General features: G+C 74.1%; 26 protein-coding genes, 4 tRNA genes and 1 other RNA gene. 15 read left to right on the top strand and 16 right to left on the bottom strand.

Going from position 1 to position 24666, the window contains the following annotated elements; all coding sequences use genetic code 11:
- Positions 1-136 precede the first annotated feature (136 nt).
- The gene (locus tag ACFQ46_RS05780; RefSeq protein ID WP_380258051.1) at positions 137-2503 is read left to right on the top strand and encodes a DEAD/DEAH box helicase; all 2367 of its coding nucleotides are present in this window, start codon (positions 137-139) and stop codon (positions 2501-2503) included.
- On the opposite strand, the gene ACFQ46_RS05775 is transcribed toward ACFQ46_RS05780, so the two are convergent.
- The 8 genes from ACFQ46_RS05775 to ACFQ46_RS05740 all read right to left on the bottom strand — a co-directional run bounded on the left by ACFQ46_RS05775 (position 2455) and on the right by ACFQ46_RS05740 (position 9356).
- A complete protein-coding gene (locus ACFQ46_RS05775) occupies positions 2455-2841 on the bottom strand; it encodes an Rv3654c family TadE-like protein (protein ID WP_380258048.1) in 387 nt (128 codons plus the stop codon). The two genes, ACFQ46_RS05780 and ACFQ46_RS05775, sit on opposite strands and share 49 nt — an antisense overlap.
- Positions 2838-3185: a TadE family type IV pilus minor pilin gene (locus ACFQ46_RS05770; RefSeq protein WP_328294441.1), complete on the bottom strand. Its 348-nt coding sequence runs from the start codon at positions 3183-3185 to the stop codon at positions 2838-2840. The genes ACFQ46_RS05775 and ACFQ46_RS05770 overlap by 4 nt, the downstream gene beginning before the upstream one ends.
- Complete coding sequence (locus ACFQ46_RS05765; RefSeq protein ID WP_380258045.1) at positions 3182-3367, bottom strand: DUF4244 domain-containing protein; 186 nt, start codon at positions 3365-3367, stop codon at positions 3182-3184. Before ACFQ46_RS05765 ends, ACFQ46_RS05770 begins: the two co-directional genes overlap by 4 nt.
- A gap of 133 nt (positions 3368-3500) precedes the next feature.
- On the bottom strand, positions 3501-4106 hold the full coding sequence (locus ACFQ46_RS05760) for a type II secretion system F family protein (protein ID WP_380258043.1): 606 nt from the start codon (positions 4104-4106) through the stop codon (positions 3501-3503).
- Entirely contained in the window at positions 4103-4684 is a 582-nt protein-coding gene (locus ACFQ46_RS05755) for a type II secretion protein F (protein WP_380258041.1), read from the bottom strand. The genes ACFQ46_RS05760 and ACFQ46_RS05755 overlap by 4 nt, the downstream gene beginning before the upstream one ends.
- Positions 4681-5847: a TadA family conjugal transfer-associated ATPase gene (locus ACFQ46_RS05750; protein WP_380258038.1), complete on the bottom strand. Its 1167-nt coding sequence runs from the start codon at positions 5845-5847 to the stop codon at positions 4681-4683. The genes ACFQ46_RS05755 and ACFQ46_RS05750 overlap by 4 nt, the downstream gene beginning before the upstream one ends.
- Positions 5844-6947: a septum site-determining protein Ssd gene (ssd, locus tag ACFQ46_RS05745; protein WP_380258036.1), complete on the bottom strand. Its 1104-nt coding sequence runs from the start codon at positions 6945-6947 to the stop codon at positions 5844-5846. Before ssd ends, ACFQ46_RS05750 begins: the two co-directional genes overlap by 4 nt.
- Positions 6948-7325: 378 nt before the next feature.
- Positions 7326-9356, bottom strand: a complete 2031-nt coding sequence (locus tag ACFQ46_RS05740; protein WP_380258034.1) for a penicillin-binding transpeptidase domain-containing protein — start codon at positions 9354-9356, stop codon at positions 7326-7328.
- Positions 9357-9412: 56 nt separating this feature from the next.
- Here ACFQ46_RS05740 and ACFQ46_RS05735 point away from each other — a divergent pair.
- The 3 genes from ACFQ46_RS05735 to ACFQ46_RS05725 all read left to right on the top strand — a co-directional run bounded on the left by ACFQ46_RS05735 (position 9413) and on the right by ACFQ46_RS05725 (position 10833).
- Positions 9413-9503, top strand: a tRNA-Ser gene (locus ACFQ46_RS05735).
- A gap of 169 nt (positions 9504-9672) precedes the next feature.
- Positions 9673-9745 (top strand) — tRNA-Arg (locus tag ACFQ46_RS05730).
- Between the two features lie 560 nt (positions 9746-10305).
- On the top strand, positions 10306-10833 hold the full coding sequence (locus tag ACFQ46_RS05725) for a histone-like nucleoid-structuring protein Lsr2 (protein WP_380258032.1): 528 nt from the start codon (positions 10306-10308) through the stop codon (positions 10831-10833).
- A 106-nt stretch (positions 10834-10939) separates the two neighbouring features.
- Here the strand turns inward: ACFQ46_RS05725 and ACFQ46_RS05720 are convergent, their stop codons facing one another.
- The 3 genes from ACFQ46_RS05720 to upp form a co-directional block, all read right to left on the bottom strand.
- A complete protein-coding gene (locus ACFQ46_RS05720; RefSeq protein ID WP_380258030.1) occupies positions 10940-11665 on the bottom strand; it encodes a PH domain-containing protein in 726 nt (241 codons plus the stop codon).
- 56 nt (positions 11666-11721) lie between these two features.
- Complete coding sequence (locus ACFQ46_RS05715; RefSeq protein WP_380258027.1) at positions 11722-11850, bottom strand: hypothetical protein; 129 nt, start codon at positions 11848-11850, stop codon at positions 11722-11724.
- A gap of 185 nt (positions 11851-12035) precedes the next feature.
- Positions 12036-12671 carry a uracil phosphoribosyltransferase gene (upp, locus tag ACFQ46_RS05710; protein WP_328294431.1) on the bottom strand — a complete coding sequence of 212 codons (636 nt, stop codon included), beginning with the start codon at positions 12669-12671 and terminating at the stop codon, positions 12036-12038.
- A 77-nt stretch (positions 12672-12748) separates the two neighbouring features.
- Between upp and ACFQ46_RS05705 the strand changes: the two genes are divergently transcribed.
- From ACFQ46_RS05705 to ACFQ46_RS05695, 3 genes are all read left to right on the top strand, one after another.
- Positions 12749-13315: a hypothetical protein gene (locus ACFQ46_RS05705; RefSeq protein ID WP_380258025.1), complete on the top strand. Its 567-nt coding sequence runs from the start codon at positions 12749-12751 to the stop codon at positions 13313-13315.
- Positions 13312-13785: a nucleoside deaminase gene (locus ACFQ46_RS05700; RefSeq protein WP_380258445.1), complete on the top strand. Its 474-nt coding sequence runs from the start codon at positions 13312-13314 to the stop codon at positions 13783-13785. Before ACFQ46_RS05705 ends, ACFQ46_RS05700 begins: the two co-directional genes overlap by 4 nt.
- Before the next feature lie 45 nt (positions 13786-13830).
- Positions 13831-13917 (top strand) — tRNA-Ser (locus tag ACFQ46_RS05695).
- Positions 13918-13972: 55 nt separating this feature from the next.
- Here the strand turns inward: ACFQ46_RS05695 and ACFQ46_RS05690 are convergent.
- From ACFQ46_RS05690 to ACFQ46_RS05680, 3 genes are all read right to left on the bottom strand, one after another.
- The gene (locus tag ACFQ46_RS05690) at positions 13973-14599 is read right to left on the bottom strand and encodes a LytR C-terminal domain-containing protein (RefSeq protein WP_380258023.1); all 627 of its coding nucleotides are present in this window, start codon (positions 14597-14599) and stop codon (positions 13973-13975) included.
- A gap of 44 nt (positions 14600-14643) precedes the next feature.
- Positions 14644-14943, bottom strand: coding sequence for a type II toxin-antitoxin system VapB family antitoxin (locus tag ACFQ46_RS05685; RefSeq protein WP_328294428.1), 300 nt, complete (start codon positions 14941-14943; stop codon positions 14644-14646).
- A gap of 148 nt (positions 14944-15091) precedes the next feature.
- A tRNA-Ser gene (locus tag ACFQ46_RS05680) sits at positions 15092-15176 on the bottom strand.
- A gap of 97 nt (positions 15177-15273) precedes the next feature.
- On the opposite strand from ACFQ46_RS05680, the gene ffs reads away from it, so the two are divergent.
- The 7 genes from ffs to ACFQ46_RS05645 all read left to right on the top strand — a co-directional run bounded on the left by ffs (position 15274) and on the right by ACFQ46_RS05645 (position 22501).
- Positions 15274-15370, top strand: an RNA gene (ffs, locus tag ACFQ46_RS05675) — signal recognition particle sRNA small type.
- A 53-nt stretch (positions 15371-15423) separates the two neighbouring features.
- Positions 15424-17634 carry a DNA polymerase III subunit gamma and tau gene (locus ACFQ46_RS05670; RefSeq protein WP_380258020.1) on the top strand — a complete coding sequence of 737 codons (2211 nt, stop codon included), beginning with the start codon at positions 15424-15426 and terminating at the stop codon, positions 17632-17634.
- Positions 17635-17696: 62 nt separating this feature from the next.
- Positions 17697-18296: a recombination mediator RecR gene (gene recR / locus ACFQ46_RS05665; RefSeq protein ID WP_328294426.1), complete on the top strand. Its 600-nt coding sequence runs from the start codon at positions 17697-17699 to the stop codon at positions 18294-18296.
- Positions 18289-18873, top strand: coding sequence for a DUF5063 domain-containing protein (locus tag ACFQ46_RS05660; RefSeq protein ID WP_380258017.1), 585 nt, complete (start codon positions 18289-18291; stop codon positions 18871-18873). Before recR ends, ACFQ46_RS05660 begins: the two co-directional genes overlap by 8 nt.
- A 92-nt stretch (positions 18874-18965) precedes the next feature.
- Positions 18966-20261: an aspartate kinase gene (locus tag ACFQ46_RS05655; protein WP_380258014.1), complete on the top strand. Its 1296-nt coding sequence runs from the start codon at positions 18966-18968 to the stop codon at positions 20259-20261.
- Complete coding sequence (locus tag ACFQ46_RS05650) at positions 20258-21337, top strand: aspartate-semialdehyde dehydrogenase (RefSeq protein WP_380258011.1); 1080 nt, start codon at positions 20258-20260, stop codon at positions 21335-21337. The genes ACFQ46_RS05655 and ACFQ46_RS05650 overlap by 4 nt, the downstream gene beginning before the upstream one ends.
- 153 nt (positions 21338-21490) lie before the next feature.
- On the top strand, positions 21491-22501 hold the full coding sequence (locus ACFQ46_RS05645; protein WP_380258009.1) for a potassium channel family protein: 1011 nt from the start codon (positions 21491-21493) through the stop codon (positions 22499-22501).
- 13 nt (positions 22502-22514) lie between these two features.
- Here the strand turns inward: ACFQ46_RS05645 and ACFQ46_RS05640 are convergent, their stop codons facing one another.
- Positions 22515-23801 (bottom strand): uracil-xanthine permease family protein, encoded by a 1287-nt coding sequence (locus tag ACFQ46_RS05640; RefSeq protein ID WP_380258007.1) that lies wholly within the window; start codon positions 23799-23801, stop codon positions 22515-22517.
- A 55-nt stretch (positions 23802-23856) separates the two neighbouring features.
- Here ACFQ46_RS05640 and ACFQ46_RS05635 point away from each other — a divergent pair, with 55 nt between their 5' ends.
- Positions 23857-24477: a hypothetical protein gene (locus tag ACFQ46_RS05635; protein ID WP_380258005.1), complete on the top strand. Its 621-nt coding sequence runs from the start codon at positions 23857-23859 to the stop codon at positions 24475-24477.
- Here the strand turns inward: ACFQ46_RS05635 and ACFQ46_RS05630 are convergent.
- Positions 24407-24571, bottom strand: a complete 165-nt coding sequence (locus ACFQ46_RS05630; protein WP_380258003.1) for a hypothetical protein — start codon at positions 24569-24571, stop codon at positions 24407-24409. The genes ACFQ46_RS05635 and ACFQ46_RS05630 overlap by 71 nt on opposite strands.
- Positions 24572-24666: the final 95 nt, after the last annotated feature.

The following is a 24666-nucleotide window of genomic DNA, read 5'->3' as shown; positions in this document are numbered from 1 at the left end:
TCCGAGGGCCGTCCTGCTCTGCCCTCCCTTGCATTCAACCATCGCGCTCCGTGAGCAGCTTGTCCAACTTCGGCCACGTCGTCCCCCCGGGGGTGCCTCGCCCTGGAACCGGGCCGATCGGGGGGACACTGGCGGCGTGGAATCCCGCTGGCAGCACCTGCTCGACGCCGGTGTCCGCAGCGACCGCGTCCGCCACGTCGAGAACCTCCCCGGGCGCGCCGGGGAGCGGCTGCCGTGGCCCGGGTGGGCCGACCCGGAGGTCGTGGCGGCCCTCGAACGCGGAACCGGGGGGTTGCCCTGGCGCCACCAGGTCGAGGCGGCCGACGCCGTCTGGGCCGGGCGCTCGACCGTGATCTCGGCGGGGACGGCGTCGGGGAAGTCGCTCGCCTTCCAGCTGCCGGTGCTGACCTCGCTGCGCGCCACCGCGGCCGCCGCCCCCAACGGCAAGGGCGCCACCGCGCTCTACCTCTCGCCCACCAAGGCGTTGGCCGCCGACCAGGACGCGAGGTTGCGCGCCCTCGGCCTGGACGCGCCGATCACCAGCACCTACGACGGCGACACCCCGCCGGAGGTGCGCCGCTGGATCCGCGAGCACGCGGGGGTGGTCCTGACCAACGTCGACATGCTGCACCGTTCGGTGCTGCCCGGGCACGAGCACTGGGCGAGCTTCCTGCGCAGGTTGCGCTTCGTCGTCGTCGACGAGCTGCACACCTACCGCGGGGTCTTCGGCGGGCACGCGGCCGCGGTGCTGCGTCGGCTGCGTCGGATCGCGGCGCGCTACGGCAGCGAACCGGTCTTCGTGCTGGCCTCGGCCACGGTCTCCGAACCGGCCACGACGGCCCGTCGGCTCACCGGGGTCGACGTCCACGTCGTGGCCGAGGACACCTCCGCCCGGCCGCCGGTCTCGGTCGCGCTGTGGGAGCCACCCCTGCGCGCCGCACCCGCGGGCCCCGACGGGTCGAAGCCCGCCGAGCCGTCGCGCCGGACCGCGACGGCCGAGACCTCCGACCTGCTGGGCGACCTCGTCGCCGACGGGGTCCGGACGCTGGCCTTCGTCCGCAGCCGGGCCGGGGCGGAGTCCGTCGCGGCGGGGGCCCGGCGTCGCCTCGCCGAGGTCGACCCGTCGCTGGGCGAGCGGGTTCTCGCCTACCGCGGCGGCTACCTCCCCGAGGACCGCCGGGTGCTGGAGGAGGGTCTGCGTTCCGGACGGGTCGTCGGCATGGCGACCACCAACGCCCTCGAACTCGGCGTCGACGTCGCCGGCCTCGACGCCGTCCTCGTCGCCGGGTGGCCGGGCACGCGGGCCTCGTTCTGGCAGCAGATCGGGCGTGCGGGACGTCGGGGGAACCCCGCGCTCGGGGTCCTCGTCTGCCGGGACGACCCCCTGGACACCTACCTCGCGCACCACCCGGAGGCGTTGTTCGGCGTCGGCGTCGAGGCGACGGTGCTCGACCCCGACAACGCCTACGTCCTGGCCCCCCACCTGGCCGCGGCGGCCCAGGAACTGCCGTTGACCGAGGCCGACCTGGAACTCTTCTCCCCCGTCGCCCGCGACGTCGTCGACCTGCTGGTGCGACGAGGTCTGTTGCGGCGCAGGGTGAACGGCTGGTACTGGACCCGGCGCGACCGCGCCTGCGACCTCACCGACCTGCGCGGGGCGGGTGGCAGCGTGCGCATCGTCGAGGAACGCACCGGTCGGGTCCTCGGCACGATCGAGGCGAGTTCGGCCGATTCCCAGGTCCACGACGGCGCCGTCCACGTGCACCAGGGACGGACCTACGTCGTCGACCACCTCGACCTCGAGGACGGCCTCGCGACCGTGCACCCGGAACCCGAACCCGGGTACACCACCCACGCCCGGTCGAGTTCCGACGTCCGGGTCCTCGCCGTCGACGGGACCCACCGCGCCGGGCCGGTCACGATCTCCTCCGGGGTGGTCGAGGTGTCCAGCCAGGTCACGGGTTTCCTGCGCCGGCTCGTCGGCTCCGGGACCGTCATCGGCGAACGTCCGCTGGAACTCCCGGAGCGCCGGCTGCGGACCCGGGCCGTCTGGTGGACCCTCGACGAGGACGTCGCCGAGGGGGTCCTCGGAGACGTCCTGCGCCTGCCCGGTGCGCTGCACGCCGCCGAGCACGCCTCGATCGGGATGCTGCCGCTGCTGGCGACCTGCGACCGCTGGGACCTCGGTGGACTCTCCACCGCGCTGCACGCCGACACCGGCCTGCCCACCGTCTTCGTGCACGACGCCGTCCCCGGCGGGGCGGGTTTCGCCGACCGCGGCCACGCCCGCGTCGAGGAATGGCTGACCGCCACCCGCGACGCCGTGGCCTCCTGCCGCTGCGCGCAGGGGTGCCCCGGCTGCGTGCAGTCGCCCAAGTGCGGCAACGGCAACGAACCCCTCGACAAGGCGGGCGCCGTCGCCGTGCTCGACGTGCTCGTCGCCGCGCTCGTGGCTCACCACGACGCCCTCGGGTCCGTCCCCGGGGCGGTCTCGGTCGCCTGACCCGCGCGGGCCCGGGCCCGGGCCGGACCGAGGACGCCGGCGAGACCCGACGGCCGGACGCTCGCACCCACGAGCACCGAACCGTCGCCCGCCACGACGCACCCCGCCGGGGCCGCGCCCTGCGCGAGCAGCACCTGCCGGGCCCGGGCGCACGGGTCACCCGCGGCCCGACCCACGACCACGTCGGCGCCCGCGAGCGCCGCGAGGTCGGCGGCGGCCTCGGCCCGGTGCCGGGCCAGCACCGCGCCGCAGAGCGCGAGCACCAGCAGGAGCAGCGAGATCAGCGCCGAGCAGATCCCCAGCACGAGGACGCTCCCGCTCCCCTCGTCGCGTCTCACCCCTCCACCGCCGCGGTCGCGCTCGCCCGGGCCGGCACCGAACCGCCGAGCGGCCCGACCAGACGCGCGGCGGAGCTCACCTCGACGACGACGTGACCGGGGGAACGGGTGACCGAGACGCCGGCGCCGTCCGGGGCGAGGGCCGCGGCGGCGGCGCGGACGACGTCCGGGTCCTCCCCGCGGGCGGCCACCCGGGCCCCGGCGCGGGCCGCGTCGACGCACTGCACCTGGGTGAGCACGACACGGACCGCACCGAGGGCCAGGGCCAGCAGGACGAGCACCGCCGGCAGCGCCAGCGCGAACTCGGAGGTGACCGAACCGGTGTCCCGTCCTGCTCCCCTCATCCCAGGCTCAAACCCTGCCGGACGATGCCCAGCAGCATCCCGCGCACCTCGTCGCTGCGCAGGATCGCGATGAGCAGCGCGGCGAAACCGCACGCCGCCAGCGTCGCCATCGCGTACTCCGCCGTCGCCATGCCCGCATCGCCTGGAATCTCCTCCACCGGTTCCTCGACGTCCTGGTTCAACTCGACCTCCTCTGGTTCCGCGCCGGATCCCCCGGCCCGCAACCACTCTCGACCCGGAGGACGGAGGTTTCCGCTGTGCGCCAGGCACCTGTGGACAGAGCCGCCACCGTCCGGCCCTGTGGAGACCGCGGCGTCACGAACCCGTCCCGAGGACCTGCCCGGCGAGGGTCAGCACGACGGGGACCACCCCGAGGAGGAGGAACGCCGGCAGGGTGCACAACCCCAGCGGCAGCACGAGGAACGCGGACAACCTGGCCGCGGCGGCCTCGGCGTTCCACCGTCGGGTGGCCCGGGCCGAGGACGCCGCCGACGCGAGCAGCGAGGCCGCGGGCGCACCCGTACGGGTGGAGAGCAGCAACGCCTCGGCCAGTTCGTCCCACCGGGCGGTCTGCGCGGTCAGGGAGTTCCAGGCCTCCTCGGGCGCAGAACCCCAGGACAACTGCACCGCGACCCGGCGCAGGGCCGGGTCCTCGGGCACCCCGGCGACCGAGAGCGCGTCGAGCGTCGCCTCCAGCGCCCGCCCCGGGGGCAGGCCGGCCCGCACGGCGGCGGCGACGAGGTCGAGGACGAGGGGGACGTCGGCCGGTTCGACGCTCCCCCGACGCACCCCGGGCGCCCGGGCCAGGCGGCCACGGAGGGCCCGCAGCCGGCCCCGGGGAAGCCGGGGTCGGGGGTGGCCCCCGCCCGTGGCGACCAGGACCGCGGCCCCGAGGACGAGCCCCACCAGCAGACCGCTCACCGGGCCGCTCGTTCGGCGGACGCCACCAGCCGGGCGCTCCAGGACCAGCCGAGCACGAGCAGGACCCCGCCGACGGCGCCGGCCAGCCGCCCCGGTCCGGAGCCGAGGGCCTCCCACGGGGGTGCGCCGAGGGCGGCACCGAGCGCGAGGCCGAGCAGGGGCAGGGCCGAGACCGTCCGTGCGCTCACCCGGGCCCCCGCCAGCGCCGTGCGGACCGCGGCCCGGGCGGCGGCGTCGGCCCGCAACCCCTCGGCGGCGGCCTCGAGCGCGTCGGCGGCCGGGGCACCGGTCGCCGTGACGAGTCGCCAGACGGCGCGCACCGCGACCGGGGAGGCCTCCGCCGGCCCCTCGACACCTCCCCCCGCGTGCTCCCAGACCAGGGCGGGGGCGATCCCGGCCCGCAGCAGGGCGGCGGCCCGCTCGGCCTGCCGGGCTCCGAGGAGGGCCTCGTCACCCGCCTCGGGGCGGTCCGCCCGCCGTGGTCGCGGGCTGCGGACGTCGGGGGAGCGCGGGGCCCGCCGTCCGGGTGCCACCAGGACCGCGGCCCCGAGCAGCCCGCCGACGAGGAGCCCGCTCACCCCCGCACCTCTCCGGGGAGGTCGAGCAGCCCGGCGAGGCGCTCCCAGCCCGGACCCGGCTCCTCCCGCCCGGCCACCAGCGCCGGGACCACGACCGCCCGTCCGCCCTCGGCGGCGACCACGCCGACCTCCACGAGCCCGCGGGCCCCCGCTCGGCGGGCCACGTGCAGCACGACGTCGATCCCCGCCAGCACCTGGGCGTCGACCGCCCCGGGGGTCAGCCCGGCCGTCGAGGCCAGCGCGTGCAGGCGCGCGGGGACGTCGGCGGCGGTGTTGGCGTGCACGGTCCCGGCCCCACCGGCGTGCCCGGTGTTCAGGGCGGCGAGCAGGTCGCGGACCTCCGCGCCGCGGCACTCCCCCACCACCAGGCGGTCCGGGCGCATCCGCAGGGCCTGCCGCACGAGGACGTCGAGGCCGACGGCGCCACGGCCCTCGACGTTGCCGTGCCGGGCCTCGAGACGGACGACGTGGGGGTGGTCGGGGCGCAGTTCGCCGGAGTCCTCGACGAGCACGATCCGTTCGTCGCTGCCGACGAGACCCAGCAGGGCCTGCAGCAGCGTCGTCTTGCCGCTGCCCGTCCCGCCGCTGACGAGGAACGACGTCCGGCGCGCGACGACGGCGCGCAGGACCGGCGCCCACCCGGCCGGGACCGCTGCGCGGGCGAGGAGTTCGGGGAGGCCGAAACGTCGCACGGCCGGTACCCGCAGGCTGAGGTGCGTCCCGTCGGGGGAGAGCGGCGGCAGCACCGCGTGCAGCCGGGTCCCGTCGGGCAACCGGGCGTCGACGAAGGGGCTCGCCTCGTCGAGGCGTCGTCCGGCGCCGGCGGCGAGCCGGACGGCCAGGGTGCGGACCTCCCCCTCACCGTCCAGGGTGACGTCGGCGCGGCGCAGACCGTCCCCGTCGTCGATCCAGGCCGCCCCACCGCCGTTGACCAGCACGTCGGTGACCCCGTCGAGCTCCAGCAGCGGCTGCAACCGCCCGGCACCGCGCACCGCGGCCCCGACCCCGTCCAGCAACCGCAGCAGGTCGGGCGCCGCGAGCACGACCCCCTCGGCCCGCGCGGCGGCGGCGACCGTCGGCGGATCGGGGGTCGACCCGTTGCGCGCCATGCGGTCCCGGACCCGTTGGACGAGGTGGAAGAACTCCTCCTCGGGCAGTCTCACGAGCTCTGGACCCAGTCGCGGGCGCAGGCCAGGGCGAAGCTGCGCAGTCCGCTGCGGCGGCCGCCGGGAACGCCCTCCCCCCGCTCCAGGCCGACGTCGAGGTCGCGGTCGGGGCGGACCACCCCGGCCAGCGGTGCCCCGGCGGCGTCGGCCACGTCCTCGGCGTCCGTCCCCGTCCCGACGTCGCGCACCACCAACCGCACCGGGGCGGTCGTCGCGGCCCGCAGCTCGTCGACGACGACGCAGGCCGCCGCCGCGGCCCGGGTCGTCCCCGGGACGACGACGAGCACTTCCGCGCACGCCCCCAGCACCGGTCCCAGCCCGTCCAACCCCGCTCGGGGCAGGTCGAGGACGGTCGCCGCGAACGCCCGGCGGGAGGCCTCGACGACGGCCCACAGCTGGTCCGGGGCGGGTCCCCGGCCTCCGCGGCGGTCGGTCGCCAGGACCTGCAGCCCGGCCCCGAGGCGAACGCTGGCGCGCAGCACGTCGGGGCTGATGCGCCCGTCGACGCCGGCCAGGTCGCCCCAGCGCAGCCCGGGCAGCGCGTCCGCGCCGAGCAGCAGGTCCAGGCCGCCGGAGCGGGGGTCGGCGTCGACGAGGAGGCAGCCGCCCAGGGTGTCCGCGAGCGCCCGGGCCAGTCCGGCGGCGAGGACGCTGGCCCCCGCACCGCCGACACCGCCGACGACCGCGAGCAGGGTGCCGGACCCGCCGGGTCCGGTGGCCGCGTCGGTGAGGAGTTCCAGCAGCCGGTTCTCGGCCTCGGGGAGCAGGACGGCGTGGTCGGCGTCCACCCCGGCCGCGCTCTGCCACCAGGCGGGCCCGACGGGGGCGCTGCCCACGACGACCACGGCGAGGCCGGGCCGTCGCAACGCGTCGAGTTCCGCGGGGTCGGTGCCCGCGTCGGCGAGCACGAGGGCCGGTTCCTCCGACGGTGCACAGGTGCGCCGGAGGACGCACCCAGCCGCGGCCGCCAACCTGACGACGGCGGCGGCGAGCTCGTCGTCGTCGGTGAGGAGCAGGACGGGACCGGTTCGGGAGGCGGTCGGTCGCGGGACGGGTCCGGGGGTTCGGGGACGGCTGCGGGGGCCGGGGACGGGCACGGGTCGCTCCTCACGGTGGTCGGGGGACCACCGTGCGGGTGCCGGGCAGCGACCCGGCGCCGCGGGAGGGTGGGCTGTGGACGGAGGGGCCCTGCCGGGGCCTGTGGAGACCGCGGTGACGTCACGCGGTACGGGTGGCTACGCCGGGAGATGAGGAGACGGCCCCCGCTGGGGGGGAGCGGGGGCCGTCCACGGTCCGGCTCGGGGGGGATGAGCCGGGCCGCACGTAGCCCACAGGGCGTACTGCAGCATCCTCACCCCATCCGGGGGCCCTTGGCAATTCCTTCGGAGGGTTTGGAGGGAGATTTCGTGGCGAACCCGGTCCGGGGAGTCCCGGGTCCTCACCGGACCTGCACAGGAAGGCTCTCCCGCGACCCGTCACAGGCCCCCGGCGGCGTCGAGGCGGCGCAGGAAGTCGGCCGCGATCGGTGCCGCCACGACCCCTCCGCTGGACCCGTCGGTGACGAACACCGCGAAGGCCAGCTGTCCCTGGAAACCGATGGTCCAGGCGTGCGTCGCGGGTGGTCGGGCCGTTCCGTACTCCGCGGTCCCCGTCTTGGCGTGCACCGGTTCGCCGGGGACCCCCGCCAGGACGGTCGCCGTCCCGGCGGTCACGACGTCGCGCATGAGGTCGGCGACGCTGCCCAGCAGGGCCGGGTCGGCCGCGGTGGCGGGCGCGGACGGGGCGGCGGGGGCCGGGTCGAGGACGACGGTGGGAACGCGCAGCTGCCCGGCCGCCACGGAGGCCGCGGCCACCGCCATCGCCAGCGGACTGACCAGCGTCCGGCCCTGCCCGAAGCTCGCGGCGGCCAGGTCCACGGCGGAGTTCGCGGTCGGCACGGAACCGGCGAACGCGTCGACCCCGGCCGACCACGGCGCCCCCACCCCGAGTTCGGCGGCCGCCGTGGGCAGCGAATCGTCGGCCAGCCGGGGGCTCAGGCTCGCGAAGGCGGTGTTGCAGGACTTGGCGAAGTCGGTGCGGAAGGGGACGTCCCCGAACGCCTCGTCCTCGAAGTTGGAGAACGTGCGGCCCTCGACCGTGTACGTCGGGGTGCAGGGCACGTTCTCCTCGACGTCCAACCCGTCGCCGAGCAGGGCCAGCGTCGTCACCACCTTGAACGTCGACCCCGGGGGGAACCGGCCGGTCAGCGCGCGGTCGCCGCCGTCGACGGGGAAGTTCGAGGCGGCGACGACGTCACCGGTCGCGACGTCGACGGCGACGAGGGCGGCGTCGGCCGGGCTGGCCGCCAACGCGGCGTCGGAGGCCAGCTGGACGGTGGCCACCAGGCTCGTCCGCACCGGCTGCCCGGGCAGGGGTTCCACCCGCACGAGCTGGCTGGAGCGGGCGTCGGTTCCGCCCTCGGCGCGCACGGTGATGCCGGCCCGCCCCGCGAGGCGTTCGTCGTAGGTGGCCTGCAACCCCGACAACCCGGCGAGGTCGCCGGCCGCGTAGCGACCCCCGGCGGCGGCGATGGTGTCCGCGGTCGCCTGCCCGACGCTCCCCAGCAACGCCCGCGCGAACCCGCGCGACGGTGCCAGCGGCAGCGTCGACTCCGCGAACACCGTGCCGGGCAACGGCTGCAGGACGGACTTCTGGGCGTCGTAGTCGCTGCGGCGCAACGTGATCACGTCGACGAACGCATCAGGGGCGGCCTGCTGGATGCGGGTCGTCAGAGCGGCCGCGTCGACCCCGAGGGCCGCGGCCAGGGCCGCCGCCGTGGCCGCCGGGTCGCTCGTCCGCGAGGGTTGCACCCCGACCCGGACGACCGGGGTCTCGGTCACCAGGGGCGAACCGTCGCGGGCCAGGACGTCGGCGCGCGGGGGCAGTTCCCGGTCCACCGCGAACGTGGCCCCGGACGCGAGTTCCGGGTGCACCAGCGCGGGTTCCCAGATCCCGCGCCACCTCGCCGCGTCCCCCTCGCCACTGCGGGCCAGGCGCAGGGTGGTCGAGTAGGCCAGCACGCTGCCCGCGGCCGCGCCGTGGCCGGCCGCGAGGTCGAACGAGACGGCCAGCGTCGCCGTCGCGCTGCCCTGCTCCGCACGGCCGGTGTCGACCCCGGTCACCGTCACCGTCGGTGGGGGGCTCGCGAGGGTGCCGGTGAGTCGGGCGTACTCGGCGCCCAGGTCGGCGGGCGGCGTCGCCCCGGCCGCGGCGACGAGGTCGAGGTCACCGAAGCGTCCCTGCGTCCACCCCGTCGCGACGGCCCGGGCGGCGTCCTCCGCCCCGGCCGCAGGGTCGGTTCGGGACCGAGACCACCACCAGGCACCGGCACCACCGGCGAGGAGGACGGCCCCGGCGGCCGAACCGGCCACCACCGTTCGGCGCCGCGGGCGTCCGCCCAGGTCAGCGGGTGGGCCGTCCCCGGGGGGTGGGGTGGACCGGCGGGGCTCCTCGGCGTTGTCGCTCATCGACACCGATGCTCGCACGCTACCCAGGCGGTGCTCCTGCTAACCTTCAGTGCGTTGGAGGTGTCGCCTAGTCCGGTCTATGGCGCCCGCCTGCTAAGCGGGTTGGGGGCTACAACCCCCTCGCGGGTTCAAATCCCGCCACCTCCGCCGGAGCGAAGGCCCCGGTCGCCACGAGCGACCGGGGCCTTCGTCGTCCCAGCCGGCGCAGCGGGGGCGCCCCGCGGCGGCGCTCGGAAGCGCTGCACCGCAGTCGATTGGTGACGAGGGCGGAAGCCCGCTACAGTAGTCCAGGACAGCGCGCCACGGCGGGCTGCCGGCGCCCGTAGCTCAACGGATAGAGCATCTGACTACGGATCAGAAGGTTAGGGGTTCGAATCCCTTCGGGCGCACACCTCAGCTCCACCCAGGGCCCCCTCCGCGGGGCCCTTCTCCATGTCCGGGCTCTTCCGCCCTCCTCCCGGTCACGGGTCCGCCCTCCGTCCGGGACCGGCCGGGCCACCCGCAGGACGCAGCCACTGCTCCCCCTCCCCGCCCGGCGCGACGTTCCCCGACTCCCCCGGGGCCGCGTTCCCGCGACCTTTCCCGGACCTCCGGGTTCCCGGTGACACCCCCGCTTCCTCCCGGATCCGGGATCCGGAGTTCGCCCGCGGCATTGTCGGCCGGGTTCCGGCGGCAGTTACCAGGCGCGTTCACACCGGGTTCGGACGGGTGGATACCGGAGGCGTCACAACACCCCGGAGAACCCCGGGAACCTCCTCTCCCGGGCCGGGAGGTTCGATCCCGCGCCCATCACGAGGAGCTCACGGACAACACCGCGGAGGTGAACCCCGACAACTCCCCCGTGAACCCGGGGAACTCCGTGAGAATTCGTCCTTCGATGCGCGAACTACCGCAGAACTGTGGTTTCATTGCTTCAGCATTGATCAACTACTTCCCCCAGGAGCTCAGCATGGCAAGTCACGACGTTGCACTGAAGGTGGCCACCGAACTGCCCGTCGGTGCCGTCGACCTCGAGATCCCCGTCAAGCGGAACGGTCGCAAGATCGGCACCTTCACGGTGAACGCGAACGGTGTCTCGTGGAACCCGGCGACGGCCAAGGCCGCCACCAACGTGGCGTGGGAAGACCTTCCCGCCGCGCTGGCCGGCACCCCGGCTGCTGCTCCGGCCGCTGCTGCTGCTCCGGCCAAGAAGGCCGCCCCGGCGAAGAAGGCCACCGCCAAGAAGGCCGCTCCGGCGAAGAAGGCCGCCCCGGCTCCGGTCGAGGAAACCCCCGCGCCCGTCGCCGAGACCCCGGCGCCCGCCGCCGCGACCCCGGCCAAGAAGTCCGCCAAGAAGGCGGCGAAGAAGTCCGCTCCCTCCACGGCTGCCGTCGACGCCCGCGCCGTGCGCGAGTGGGCTGCCACGCAGGGGATCGCCGTCGCCCCGCGCGGCCCGATCTCCTCGACGATCATCGACCAGTTCCGCGCCGCTCAGTGAGCTGACGCACCTGCACGAACGACAGGGGGCGGGGTCTTCGGACCCCGCCCCCTGTCGTGTGTCCGGGGTCGGCTGGACGGGCCCGCGGGAACGAGCCGGGGAACGGTCAGCGGAACCTGGCCGGCCACGCCCGGCGCGCCATCCGCCACACCTTCGACCCCACGGGTCGCGGCGCGTCCGCCGCGCCGACCTCACCGAACAACTGCTCGCAGATGCGCACGTACACCTGGTCGGGCATCGGCAGGCGGTCGACGTCGCTCAGGGCCTGGTCCTGGCCGGCGGATTCCATGACGAGCTCGCCGTAGCCCAGGAGCCGGCCCAGGATCGTCCGGTTGTAGCTCATGTCCGTCACCTTCGACAGCGGCATCATCGCCACCTGGCGCTTGATGACCCCGTAGGTCAGCAACAGCCGTTTGTCGGTCGCGATGAACCAGTCCCCGCGCCACTGCAGGTACTTCCAGTAGGCCCGGCCCAGCACCACGACCCAGGCCAGGAACAGCAGGTTCGGCAGGTGAGGGACGTCATCGACCCGCGGGACCAGCCACAGGACGGCCAGCAGGGCGAGGACGCAGGTGAGCACGGGTTCCGCCAGCACCACCAGGTGCCGTCGCAGGCACACCAGACGCTTCTCGGTGCCGAGGACGTAGCGGCGCACCGAACGGGGTGGCCTTTCCCACAGCGGGTCCGGTCCGGGCTCCTCGTCGAGCGGCGGGAGCGGGTCCTGCTCCACCACGGAATCCAGGGAATCCGCCGGCGAATCGTCGTCCTCCACCTCGAGGACCTCCCAGGTGCCGTCCTGACCGGTTTTCCGCAGTCGGGTGCCGGAAAGCATCACCAGTTCCCGGGCCTCGTCGCGAGGCTCCGGGTTCTGGCCTCGTCCCGAGCGGTTCAGCTGAGCAACCCGTCGAAGAAGTTCAGGATGCTGGTCACGACGGTCTTCAGCGCTTCGCCGACGGAACGGACGAAGTCCGCCGCCTGGTCCGGCGCCTTGTAGACCGCATAGAGGGCGAACACCACCACTACCCACCACAGAACTCGACGCCACTTCACCGGGTCGGCTCCTTCCCGCGTTCCCCCGAACGCCTGTTTTCGATCACGGATCGTGTACACGAATGTGCTGAACGGGGGACATCCTGCCGGAAAGCCGGGCGCAGCACGAAGCCCCGCGCCGCGACGTCCACGACACGGGGCTCCGGGGGTTCTCAGACGACGCCGTAGAGGCGGTCGCCGGCGTCCCCCAGCCCGGGGACGATGTAGCCGTTCGCGTCGAGGCGCTCGTCGACGGCGGCCGTGACGATGCTCACCTGGGCGTGGTCGTCGAACGCGGTCCGCACCACCTCGATCCCCTCCGGGGCGGCGAGCAGGCACAACGCGGTCACGTCCCGGGCACCGCGTTCCAGCAGGAAGTTGATGGCCGCCACGAGCGTTCCGCCGGTCGCGAGCATCGGGTCGAGCACGAACACCTGCCGGCCCGAGAGGTCGTCGGGCAGCCGGTTCGCGTACGTCGTGGCCTGCAGGGTGGTCTCGTCGCGGATCATCCCCAGGAACCCGACCTCGGCGGTGGGGAGCAACCGGACCATCCCGTCGAGCATGCCGAGCCCGGCCCGCAGGATCGGGACGACGATCGGCTTCGGGGAGCGGAGCCGGACACCGGTCGTCGTGGTGACCGGGGTGGTGATGGGGTGCGGTTCGACGGCGACGTCCCGCGTCGCCTCGTAGGCCAGCAGGGTGACCAGTTCGTCGGCGAGGCGACGGAACGTCGGGGAATCGGTCCGCTCGTCACGCAGAGCGGTGAGTTTGTGGGCCACCAGCGGGTGGTCGATGACGGACAGGCGCATGACGTCGAAAGTAAGGGGTCGGAGCCACGACGTGGGACCGCTGGTCGCTGCGGCCCCTCTCCTGCCACGATGGTGGCGTGGCGTACTTCACCGCAGTGCTCTCTCCCGAAGGCTCCGGCGACGACCGAGACTGGCGCTCCGTCGACATCGACCTGGAAGCCGGATCCCCCGACGAGCTCGGCGACGTCCTGCGCGGCGCCGTCGACGACGACGACGCGTCCGTGCTCGCCGTCCTCGAACGCGAGGACGAGTGGTTCGCGCTCGTCCGCACCGACGGAGGTGTCGACACGAAGGTGTTCGTCTCCGACGCCGTCGCGGCCGCCGACAGCTCCTTCGCCCCGCTCTTCGCCGAACTCCCACCGGCCACCCGGGCCGTCCTCGGCGACGACGGGGCAGCCGACGACGACGGTGACGCCGACGGGGACGACGACGGCGAGGAGGAGGACGACGAACCCACCGCCACCCGGTCCGAACCCGTGGTGGCGGAGGACGTCTGGGCCGGCGACCCCGAACTGCTGGCCGACCTCGGCCTCCCCGCGGAGGTCCTCGTCCGCATCGCCGCCTCCGGGGCCGACCCCTCGGGAGCCACCGTGGAGATCGGTGAGCTCCTCGGTTTCGCCGACGTCCTGGAATCGCTGCGCTGAACGGGCTCGCCGTCCCCCCCGAGTGGACGCGCTGGATGGGCCTGGCCCTCGAGCAGGCCCGGGCCTGCCTGGAGACCGGTGACGTCCCGGTCGGGGCGGTCGTCGTCGACGCGGCGGGGACCGTCCTCGGCGTGGGGCGCAACGAGCGGGAAGCCGTCGGTGACCCCACCGCCCACGCGGAGGTCCTCGCGCTGCGCGCGGCGGCCCGCACCCGCGGGGAGTGGCGGCTGTCCGGCTGCACCCTCGTCGTCACGCTGGAACCGTGCGTGATGTGCGCGGGGGCGACCGTGCTGGCCCGGGTCGACCGGCTGGTCCTCGGGGCCTGGGACGCCCGGTTCGGCGCCGCCGGGTCCCTGCGCGACGTCGTGCGCGACCGCCGGCTCAACCACGTCGTGGAGGTCGCGGGCGGTGTCCGCGGGACGGAGTGCGCGGCTCTGCTCGACGGGTTCTTCGCCGCCCGGCGGAGCTGAGCGGGGCACCGCCGGAGCCGTGTAAGGTTGGTGACGCAGGATCAAGGTGATGTGTCCGAGCGGCCTAAGGAGCACGCCTCGAAAGCGTGTGAAGGGGTAACTCTTCCGTGGGTTCAAATCCCACCGTCACCGCAGCACGTCGAAGGGCCCGGAACCACTGGTTCCGGGCCCTTCGTCGTCTCCCCGCTCAGCAGGCGGCGGCCGGGTCCACCGGGAGCGCTGGAGCGACCACCACGTCCTCGGCCAGGAGGTTCTGGTACCCGTCCCCCAGGGCCACCGTGATGACGGTCGCGGCCGGGTCCGGCACGAGCTTCGCCTCGGGGAAGCGGGCCCCCACCGTGACGGCCTGCGCCAGCGACGTCGCCGGGTAGGTCACCGCGGCCGTCACCGGGCCGGTCGCCGTCGGCGCGTTGCCGACGTTCACCACGACGAAACCGCGGGTGCGCAGCTCCCCCGCCACCGTGCCCGCCAGACCGCGGCGCGACGTGCCGTTCAGGACGTCGACGCTCACCTCGGCGGGGGGCAGCAGGGCCGGGGCCGAGGCCGGCACGCAGGTCGGGCTCGGGGCGGCGCTCGTGGGCGTCGCCGACGAGCCGGGCTGCCAGTGGTCGGTGTAGATCAGCGCGGCGACGCCACCGGCGCCCAGCACCACCAGGACCACCACCGCGAAGACGGCGCGCTGGCGGACCCGCCGGGCCCGTCGCCGTCCACTGAGGCGCCGGTAGGACTCCTCGTCGAGGTCGTCCTCGACCTCGGGGAGCACCCCCTCGTCCTGCGTCGCCCGGTCCTGCTCGTCCTCGTAGCGTCGTGCCACCGTTCCCCCTCGATCGCCCCGCACTCCCCCGAGCCGGGTGGTTCCTAGTCCGGCAGCGTCAGGACCCGTGCGTGCAGCACCTGCCGCTGGTGCAGGGCCGCTCGCACCGCCCGGTGCAACCCGTCCTCCAGGTACAGCCGCCCCCGCCAGGACACCACGTGGGCGAACAGGTCGCCGAAGAACGTCGAATCCTCCGCCAGCAGCGCGTCGAGGTCGAGCGTGCGCTTCGTCGTCGTCAGCTCCTCCAACCGCACCTGGCGCGGCGGGACCTTCGACCACTGGCTCGTCGTCTCGTAGCCGTGGTCGGGGTACGGGCGGCCGTCGCCCACGGCGTGGAAGATCACGGTGGTGGAGTCTAGGGGTGAAGGAGCGTCCACCTCGGGGAACCGCTCGGGATCGGTGCGCCCCGCCGGCGGGTGCTGCGCCGGGAGGACGCCGGGCCGGGAACGACGAAGGCCCGCCCCCGGATGTCCGGGAACGGGCCTCGTGCGGCGGAGGATAGGGGATTTGAACCCCTGAGGGCGTTAACCCAACACGCTTTCCAAGCGTGCGCCATAGGCCACTAGGCGAATCCTCCAGTGCCACCAGCGTAGCCGACGGTGACCCGTGCTTCCGACCGGGGCGGGCGGCGGAGGGCGGTTGGACCCCGTCGCGATCGTCTCGTACAGTGATCTGCAGACCCCTCGTGCGGCGTCATCCCGCTGAACCCCCCCAGGGCCGGAAGGCAGCAAGGGTAGGTGGGCCCTGGCGGGTGTGCGGGGGGTCCCTCATCTCCTCCGCCGGACCGGTCCCCCGTGTCCGGGCCGCGGGTTAGCCTCGTCCCCGTGACGACCGCGCTGTACCGCCGCTACCGGCCCGAGACGTTCGAGCAGGTCATCGGCCAGGAGCACGTCACCGCTCCGCTGATGCAGGCGTTGAGCAAGGGCCGGATCACGCACGCGTACCTCTTCTCGGGGCCGCGGGGGTGCGGCAAGACGACGAGCGCGCGGATCCTGGCGCGCTGCCTGAACTGCGCGCAGGGCCCCACGGCGACCCCCTGCGGCACCTGCGACTCCTGCCAGGACCTCGCCAACGGCGGGCCGGGCAGCATCGACGTCGTCGAGATCGACGCGGCCAGCCACAACGGGGTGGACGACGCCCGCGACCTGCGCGAACGGGTCTCCTTCGCCCCCGCCCGGGACCGGTTCAAGGTCTACATCCTCGACGAGGCCCACATGGTCACGGCGGCGGGCTTCAACGCGCTGCTGAAGACCGTCGAGGAACCCCCGCCGCACGTGAAGTTCATCTTCGCGACGACGGAACCGGACAAGGTCCTCACGACCATCCGCTCGCGCACCCACCACTACCCCTTCCGCCTCGTCCCCCCGGGCCGGTTGACGCCCTACCTGGGGGAACTCGCCGAGCGCGAGGGCGTCCAGATCGGCAAGGGCGTGCTGCCGCTCGTCGTCCGCGCGGGCGGCGGATCCGTGCGCGACACCCTGTCGGTGCTCGACCAGCTCATCGCCGGGGCCGGGGACGACGGCGTCACCTACGACATCGCGGTGAGCCTGCTGGGCTACACCCACGCCTCGTTGCTCGACGACGTCGTCGAGGCCATCGCCGCCGGCGACGGCGCGACGGTGTTCCGCGCCGTCGAGAAGGTCGTCGACACCGGCCAGGAACCCCGTCGCTTCGCCGACGACCTGCTGCAACGGCTGCGGGACCTGGTGATCGTCGCGGCCGTGGGTGATTCCGCGGCCGACGCGCTCGCCGTGCCCGAGGACGCCCTGGAGCGGTTGAAGGCGCAGGCCTCCCACCTCGGACGGGCCGAACTCTCCCGCGCGGCCGACGTCGTCGCCGCCGGGCTGGAACAGATGACGGGGGCGACCTCGCCCCGCCTGCAGCTGGAACTCCTGTGCGCGCGGCTGCTGCTGCCGGGGGTCGACGCCGACGGCGGGATCGGTGCGCGGATGGACCGGATGGAACGCCGCTTCAGCGCCGGGGTCCCGGTGGCGACCGCGCCGGCCCCCCGGGGCGAACCCGATCCCGTGCGCGCCCCCGAACCGGTCCGCGCGGAACCCGTGCGCGCGCCCGAGCCCGCCCGCTCCGAACCCGCCCGTCCCGAACCCGCCCGCCCCGAACCCGTCGCCGCCCCGGTGGAACCGGCGCGCGAACGCCCTGCCGCTCAGGAGCGGCCGCCCGCGGACGCGTGGCCCGCCGCCCGGACCCCCGGCGAGGCGCCGGCCCGCGCCGAGGCCCCGACCCCGGAACCCGCCGGTGCGCAGGCCCCCGTCGCCGACGCCGCCCCGAGCGGTGGCAGCGAGGTCGAGACGGTCCGGCGGTTGTGGACCGACGTCCTCGACAAGCTGAAGTCGATGAAGCGGGTCACCTGGGCGCTGGTCTCGGAGAGCGCCCGGGTCGAGGACCACCGCAACGGCGTCCTCGTCCTGCAGTTCAAGACGCCCGGCCTGGCCCAGACCTTCAGCAGCGGCAACCACGCCGGGTTCGTGGCCGAGGCCCTCATCCAGGTGACGGGGATCGAGGCCCGGGTGCAGGCCGCCGGGGCCACCGGTGGCGGTGGCGAGTCCGGTGGCGGTCGCGGTCAGGCCCGCCCGGCCCGCGGCGGCTGGTCGACGCCGAACCGTCAGCAGCAGGCCCCCGCCCAGCCCGCCCAGCGTCCGGCCCCGCAGCAGGCCCCCGCCCAGCCGGCTGCGCCGCAGCCCGTCGCCCGGGCGACCCCGGACCCGGTCAGCCCCCCGCCCGGGACCGCGGCTCCCGCGCCGAGCGGCGGCGGCAACGCCTACTACGACGACGTCCCCCCGCCCGAGGAACCCCTCGAGGACCCGGGCGAGGAGCAGCTCTCCCGTCCCAGCCGCCGCGCGATGGTCGCCGCCGCGGCGGCCGCCCCGCCGTCCGAGCCGACACCGCCCGCCCCGGTGGAGGAGGACACCCCCAGCCGCGACGACGAGGACGCCGAGGAGGACTCCCAGCTCGTCGGCACGGCGGTGGTCGAGCAGATCCTCGGCGGGAAGATCATCTCCACCGACGAGAAGTAGTCCTCCCGGGCGCGGGAGGTGTGGTGACCGGCGGTGTCGTCGCGGGCACGTAGTCTCGACGGGTGTACGAAGGAGTCGTCCAGGACCTGATCGACGAGCTCGGTCGCCTCCCCGGCGTGGGACCGAAGAGCGCGCAGCGCATCGCCTTCCACCTGCTCGCCGCCGACGCCGGTGACGTGAAGCGGCTGGCCGACGTCCTGACGGAGGTCAAGAGCAAGGTCCGGTTCTGCGAGGTCTGCGGGAACGTCGCGCAGGAACAGCTGTGCCGGGTCTGCCGCGACCCCCGTCGCGACCCGACGGTCATCTGCGTCGTCGAGGAGTCCAAGGACGTCGTCGCGATCGAGCGGACCCGGGAGTTCCGTGGTCGCTACCACGTGCTCGGCGGCGCGATCAGCCCCATGGAGGGCATCGGGCCTGACGACCTGCGCATGCGGGAGCTGCTGTCCCGCTTGTCCGACGGCACGGTCACCGAGACGATCATCGCGACCGACCCCAACCTGGAGGGGGAGGCGACCGCGACGTACCTGGCGCGGTTGCTGAAGCCGATGGGTCTGAGGGTCACGAGACTCGCCTCCGGCCTGCCGGTGGGCGGGGACCTGGAGTACGCAGACGAAGTGACCCTTGGACGAGCGTTCGCTGGACGGAGGTCCCTCGATGGCTGAGCAGCACCCCGCACCCGAGACCGTGAGCGACGAGCTCGCGGAACTCGCCGCCACCACGGCCGCGGACGCCCGCGCCTACCTCTCGACCGTCACCGAGGTCGCGACCGGGCGGATGGACTCGACCGCGCTCTCGGTCCTGCTCCTCGCCGTGAGCCAGGCGCTCGTGTCCGGCGCCCGCCTCGGCGCGGTCGCCGACGTCGTCCCGTCGCGGCGCTACGAACCCGACGCCGGCCCGGACCCGGACGTCGACCCCGTCCGCGCCGGGCTCGCGAACGTCCTCGAGGGCCTCGACGACTACGCCGACGTCGTGGACCCGCTGACCGACGCCAAGCTCGTCCGCGGGGCCCTGTCCGACGACCTCGCCAGCGTCGCTGCCGACCTCGAGCACGGCCTGCGCCACCACGAACGCGGTGACCTCACCGAGGCGCTGTGGTGGTGGCAGTTCTCCTACCTCTCCTCCTGGGGACTGCGGGCCACCGCGGCGCTGCGCGTCCTGCAGTCGCTGCTGGCCCACCTGCGCCTTGACGTGGACTCCGAGACGGTCTCCGACGCGGAGTTCGACGCACTCCACCCCTGAGGGCGTCCCCGGGTGGACACCGTGCACAGCTGCGGGACGGCGGGCTGGGCACGGCCTGGAGCACGGCACGACGTTCCGTAGAATCGTCCGTCGTGGCTCTCGTGGTGCAGAAGTACGGCGGTTCCTCGGTCGCTGACGCCGAGGGGATCAAGCGTGTCGCGAAGCGGATCGCCGCGACGAAGCGCGCCGGCCACGAGGTCGTCGTCGTGGTCTCGGCGATGGGTGACACCACCGACAACCTCATCGACCTCGCCGAGCAGGTCAGCCCCCGCCCGCCCGCGCGCGAGCTGGACATGCTGCTGACCTCGGGCGAGCGGATCTCGATGGCGGTCCTGGCCATGGCGATCTCCAACCTCGGGCTGGAGGCGCGCTCCTTCACCGGTTCCCAGGCCGGGGTCATCACCGACTCCTCGCACGGGCGGGCCCGGATCATCGACGTCACGCCCGGTCGCATCCGCGCCGCGCTCGACGAGGGTTCCATCGCGATCGTCGCCGGGTTCCAGGGCGTCAGCCAGGACACCAAGGACATCACCACCCTCGGTCGCGGCGGGTCCGACACCACCGCCGTCGCGCTCGCGGCGGCGTTGAAGGCCGACGTCTGCGAGATCTACACCGACGTCGACGGCGTCTACACCGCCGACCCGCGCATCGTCCCGACGGCCCGGAAGATCAACCGGATCGCGACGGAGGAGATGCTGGAGATGGCCGCCAACGGCGCCAAGATCCTCATGCTCCGCTGCGTGGAGTACGCGCGGAACTACGACCTCCCCATCCACGTGCGCAGCTCCTTCAGCCCGCACGAGGGGACCTGGGTCACCGACTCCCCCGTCCCCGCCGCCTTCAGCACCCACCGAACCGGGGAGGAACCCGTGGAACAGCCGATCATCTCCGGTGTCGCGCACGACCGCAGCGAAGCCAAGATCACCGTCGTGGGGGTCCCCGACAACCCGGGCACCGCCGCGGCGATCTTCAAGGCCGTCGCGCAGGCCGAGATCAACATCGACATGATCGTGCAGAACGTCGCCGCCGGGGCGTCGGGCCGCACGGACATCTCGTTCACGCTGCCCAAGGCCGAGGGCTCGACGGCGATCGCCGCGTTGGACAAGGCGCAGGCCGCGATCGGTTTCGAGCGGGTCGAGTACGACGACCAGATCGGGAAGGTCTCGCTGATCGGCGTCGGGATGCGGTCGCACCCGGGGGTCTCCGCGACGTTCTTCGAGGCGCTGGGCAGTGAGGCCATCAACATGGAGATGATCTCGACGTCGGAGATCCGCATCTCGGTGGTCACCCGCCTCGACCAGCTCGACGACGCCGTGCGCGCGATCCACACCGCGTTCGGCCTCGACGGGGAAGCAGAAGCCGTGGTCTACGGAGGTACCGGACGATGACATCCAACGAGAGCCGCAAACCCACCCTCGCCGTCGTCGGGGCCACCGGCGCCGTCGGCACCGTGATGCTCGGGATCCTCTCCGAGCGCCCCGACGTGTGGGGCGAGATCCGTCTCGTCGCCTCCGCCCGCTCGGCCGGCAAGGTCCTGCGGGTCCGCGGCGAGGACGTCGTCGTCCGTGAACTCACCCCCGAGGTCTTCGACGGGGTCGACGTCGCCATGTTCGACGTCCCCGACGAGGTCTCCGCGGTGTGGGCGCCGATCGCCGCCGAGCGCGGAGCCGTCGCCGTCGACAACTCCGGCGCGTTCCGGATGGACGACGAGGTCCCCCTCGTGGTCCCCGAGGTCAACGGCGCGGCCGCGCGGAACCGCCCCAAGGGCATCATCGCGAACCCGAACTGCACGACGCTCACGATGATGGACGCCCTCGGCGCCCTGCACGAGGAGTGGCAGCTCACCGAACTCGTCGTCGCCAGCTACCAGGCGGCCTCGGGCGCCGGACAGCCCGGCGTGGACCGCCTCTACGACGAGCTCGAGGTCGTCGCGGGCGGCCGCACCCTCGGCTCCACGGCCGGCGACACCGCCGCGGCGATCTCCGCCAAGCTCGGTGACGACTCCCCGTTCCCGGCCCACCTCGCCCTCAACGTGATCCCCGTCGCGGGCTCGCTCAAGGACGGCGGCTGGACGAGCGAGGAGCTCAAGGTCCGCAACGAGTCCCGGAAGATCCTCGGGATCCCCGACCTGAAGGTCTCCGCGACCTGCGTCCGGGTGCCGGTGCAGACCACGCACTCCCTCGCCGTGCACGCGACGTTCGCGAAGCCGGTGTCGGTGGCCGAGGCGACCGCGAAGCTCGGAGCCGCCCCGAGCGTCGAGGTGCAGGACGACCTCGCGAACGGGGTCTTCCCGACCCCGGCCAACACCGTGGGCGGCGACCCGACCGTCGTCGGCCGCATCCGCCAGGCGCTGGACTTCCCGAACACCCTCGACCTCTTCGTCTGCGGCGACAACCTCCGCAAGGGCGCCGCGCTGAACACCGCGCAGATCGCCGAGCTCATCGCGCGGGAACTCACCGCCTGACCCCGCACGACGAAGGGCCCGTCCGGATCACCGGACGGGCCCTTCGCGTTCGCGATCTTGCGGGGGGTCCCAGCAAGATCACGGATCGGGTAGGGGTCTGCCGTTGAGCACCCCGTCGGTGGCGGGATCGCGGTGATCCAGCAGACTCGGGACGTGGCCGAACGATCAGCGCGCCTGCGCCTGCCTGCCGGGCGCCCGGTGTCGCCGTTGCGCGCCATCGCGCTGCGCCTGGGGCTGGCCCTGCTGCTCGTCGTGGTCTGCTGGGTGGTCGTCTACCTCGAACGTGGCGGTTACCGCGACGGCGTCGACGGGTCGCTCTCGTCCCTGGACGCGCTGTACTACACGACCGTCACGCTCTCCACGACCGGCTACGGCGACATCGTCCCGGTGAGCGACAGCGCCCGGCTGGTCAACGCGCTGTTCGTCACCCCGGTCCGCATCCTGTTCGTCGTCATCCTCGTCGGCACCACGATCCAGGCGCTCACCGAGCGCTCCCGCAAGGAGATCCGCCTCGCGCGGTGGAGGGCCCGCATGCGCGACCACGTCATCGTCCTGGGCTACGGCACGAAGGGCCGCAACGCCGTCCGCGAGCTGCGGTTGAAGGGAGTGCCGGCCGACCGCGTCCTCGTCGTCGACCGCAGCCCCACCGCCACGGCCGACGCCGCCCGCGACGGCTACCTCAGCGTCACGGGCGACGTGACCCGCTCGGAGACGCTGGTGACGGCGCTCGCCGACCGCGCCCGCACCGTCGTCGTCGCCGTCGACCGCGACGACACCGCCATCCTGGCGACGCTCGCGCTGCGCCGGCGCAACCCGCACGCCACGGTCGTGGCGACGGCCCGCGAGGTCGAGCACGCCGACCTGCTGCGGCAGTCGGGCGCGAACTCCGTCGTGGTGACCTCGGAGACGACGGGGCGCCTGCTCGGGCTCGCGGCGGACAGCCCCGCCGCCGTCGAGGTCGTCGAGGACCTCGTCTCCTTCGGCACCGGCCTGGACCTGCACCAGCGTCCCGTGACCCCGGCCGAGGTGGGTCTGGCCCCGGACGCCCTCGGCGTGCCCGTCCTCGCCGTGCTGCGCGCGGGCCGGACCCTGCTCTTCCACGAGGTCGCCGCCCTGCAGGACGGCGACCTCGTGCTCTACGTCAGCGGGAAGTCCCGCACCTGATCACCGGGTCGGGTCACTGGGTCGGCGCGGTGCCGCGCACCCGCGCAACCGCCCGCATCAGGTGGTAGATCCCGATCGCGGCGACCGTGCCCAGCGCGATGCCCTGGAAGGAGAGCCCGCCGCTGGTGGTGATCGTGTAGTTCGCGATCCCGACGATCAGCGCGACGGCGGCGGTCGTGAGGTTCACCGGGTCGGAGAAGTCGACCTTGTTCTGCACCCAGATCCGGGCGCCGAGGACGCCGATCATCCCGTACAGCAGCGTCGCCGCCCCGCCGAGGACACCGGGCGGGATGGACCCGACGAGGGCGCCGAACTTCGGCGAGAACGACAGCACCAGCGCCGCCGCGGCGGCCACCCAGTAGGCCGCGGTCGAGTAGACCTTGGACGCGGCCATCACGCCGATGTTCTCCGCGTAGGTCGTCGTCCCGGACCCGCCGCCGAGACCGGCCAGGGTGGTGGCGAGACCGTCGGCGAGCAACGCCCGCCCGGCGAGGGGGTCCAGGTCCCGACCGGTCATCGCCGCGACGGACTTCAGGTGCCCGACGTTCTCGGCGACCAGGACGAACACCACCGGCAGGAACAGCGCGAGGTCGGAGGCGTCGACGCGCGGGGCGGTGAACGTCGGCAGGCCGACCCAGCCGGCCGCGTGCACCGCGTCCCAGGAGACCAGCCCGCGGGCCGCGGCGACGAGGTAGCCGACGACGACACCGACGAGGATCGCCAGGCGCCCCAGCAGCCCCCGGAACAGCACGCTGGTGAGCGCGATCACCAAGAGCGTGACGATCGCGGTGAACGGGTCGGCCCGGAAACCCGAGGTCTCCGTGGTCCCCCACGCCGCGGGCGCCAGGTTCAGCCCGATGAGCGCGACGATGGTGCCCGTCACGACGGGCGGCATCACGACGTCGATCCAGCCGGACCCCGCGACGTGGACGACGACCCCGACGACGGCCAGCAGCAGCCCGGTGACGAGGATCCCGCCGGTCGCCGACCCCTGGGAGCTGCCGAGGATCGGCGCGATGAACGCGAACGAGGACCCGAGGTAGCTGGGGAGGCGGTTGCGGGTGATCAGCAGGAAGAGGGCCGTGCCGATCGCGGAGAAGAACAGCGTGGTGGCGACGGGGAAACCCGTCAGCGCCGGCACCAGGACCGTCGAGCCGAACATCGCGACGACGTGCTGCAGCCCGATCCCGATGGTCCGCGGCCACGCGAGCCGCTCCTCGGGAGCGACGACCGCCCCGGGCCGGACGCTGCGCCCGTCGCCGTGCAACTGCCAACCGGGTCGCCCCGAACCGTTCGCCATGCCGAGTCCTCCGAATCCGTCCCGGCGCGCGCCGGACGGGCGGAAGACTAGGGGAATGCGAGCACCGCGCTGGACCGCCGTCGCCGTCGTGCTCGCCGCGACGGTGGTCCAGCTGCTCGTGGCAACGTTCGCGCGGGACCTGCCCCAGTTCGCGGGCAAGGGGTTCACGGCCCGGCTGGTGTTCTACCCGCTGATGATGCTGGTCGTCCCGCTGCTGTGGCGGGTGCTGGACCGGTCGGGACGGCGAGCGCCCTGGGCGGGGTTCACCCTGGTGATGCTGCCGTTCCTGGTCGACGTCAGCGGGAACACGCTGGACCTCTACGACTCGCTCGTCTGGTGGGACGACGCCCTGCACTTCCTCAACTGGTTCCTGCTCACCCTGGGTCTGGGGCTGGTCCTCGACGTCGTGGCGCTGCGACCGCGGTGGGCGCGGGCGGTCGCCGTCGTCGGCGGTGGGGCGCTGCTGGCGCTGCTGTGGGAGATCGGCGAGTGGTGGACGTTCATCCGCCACGGCACCGAGCTGGCCACGGCCTACGAGGACACCCTCGGGGACATGACGCTGGGCACGACCGGTTCGACGGTCGCACTGCTGGTGCTGGTGGGGCTCAGCCCCGGTCGGTCGGGTCCTTCGGGTCGTTCCCGGCGCGGAACTCGTCCCGCAGCCGTTCGCGGTTGACCCCGCCGTCCAGGTTCGAGCCCGACCCGCGGATGCGTCGGTAGGCGAGGAACGCGACGACGGCGAGGACGATGACGACCAGGAGGTACTTCACCCCCGGAGCCTAGGCGCTCCCCCGCGGAACGAACCCTCCCCGCGCCCACGAGGGCCGCTCGGGGGCGGGGAGCGTTCTTCCACGGGAGACCGGGG

Source organism: Kineococcus sp. GCM10028916, assembly GCF_042674865.1.
Taxonomy (GTDB): domain Bacteria; phylum Actinomycetota; class Actinomycetes; order Actinomycetales; family Kineococcaceae; genus Kineococcus.
The sequence above is the reverse complement of the archived record's forward strand: the minus strand, read 5'-3'. Positions and strand labels throughout refer to the sequence as shown.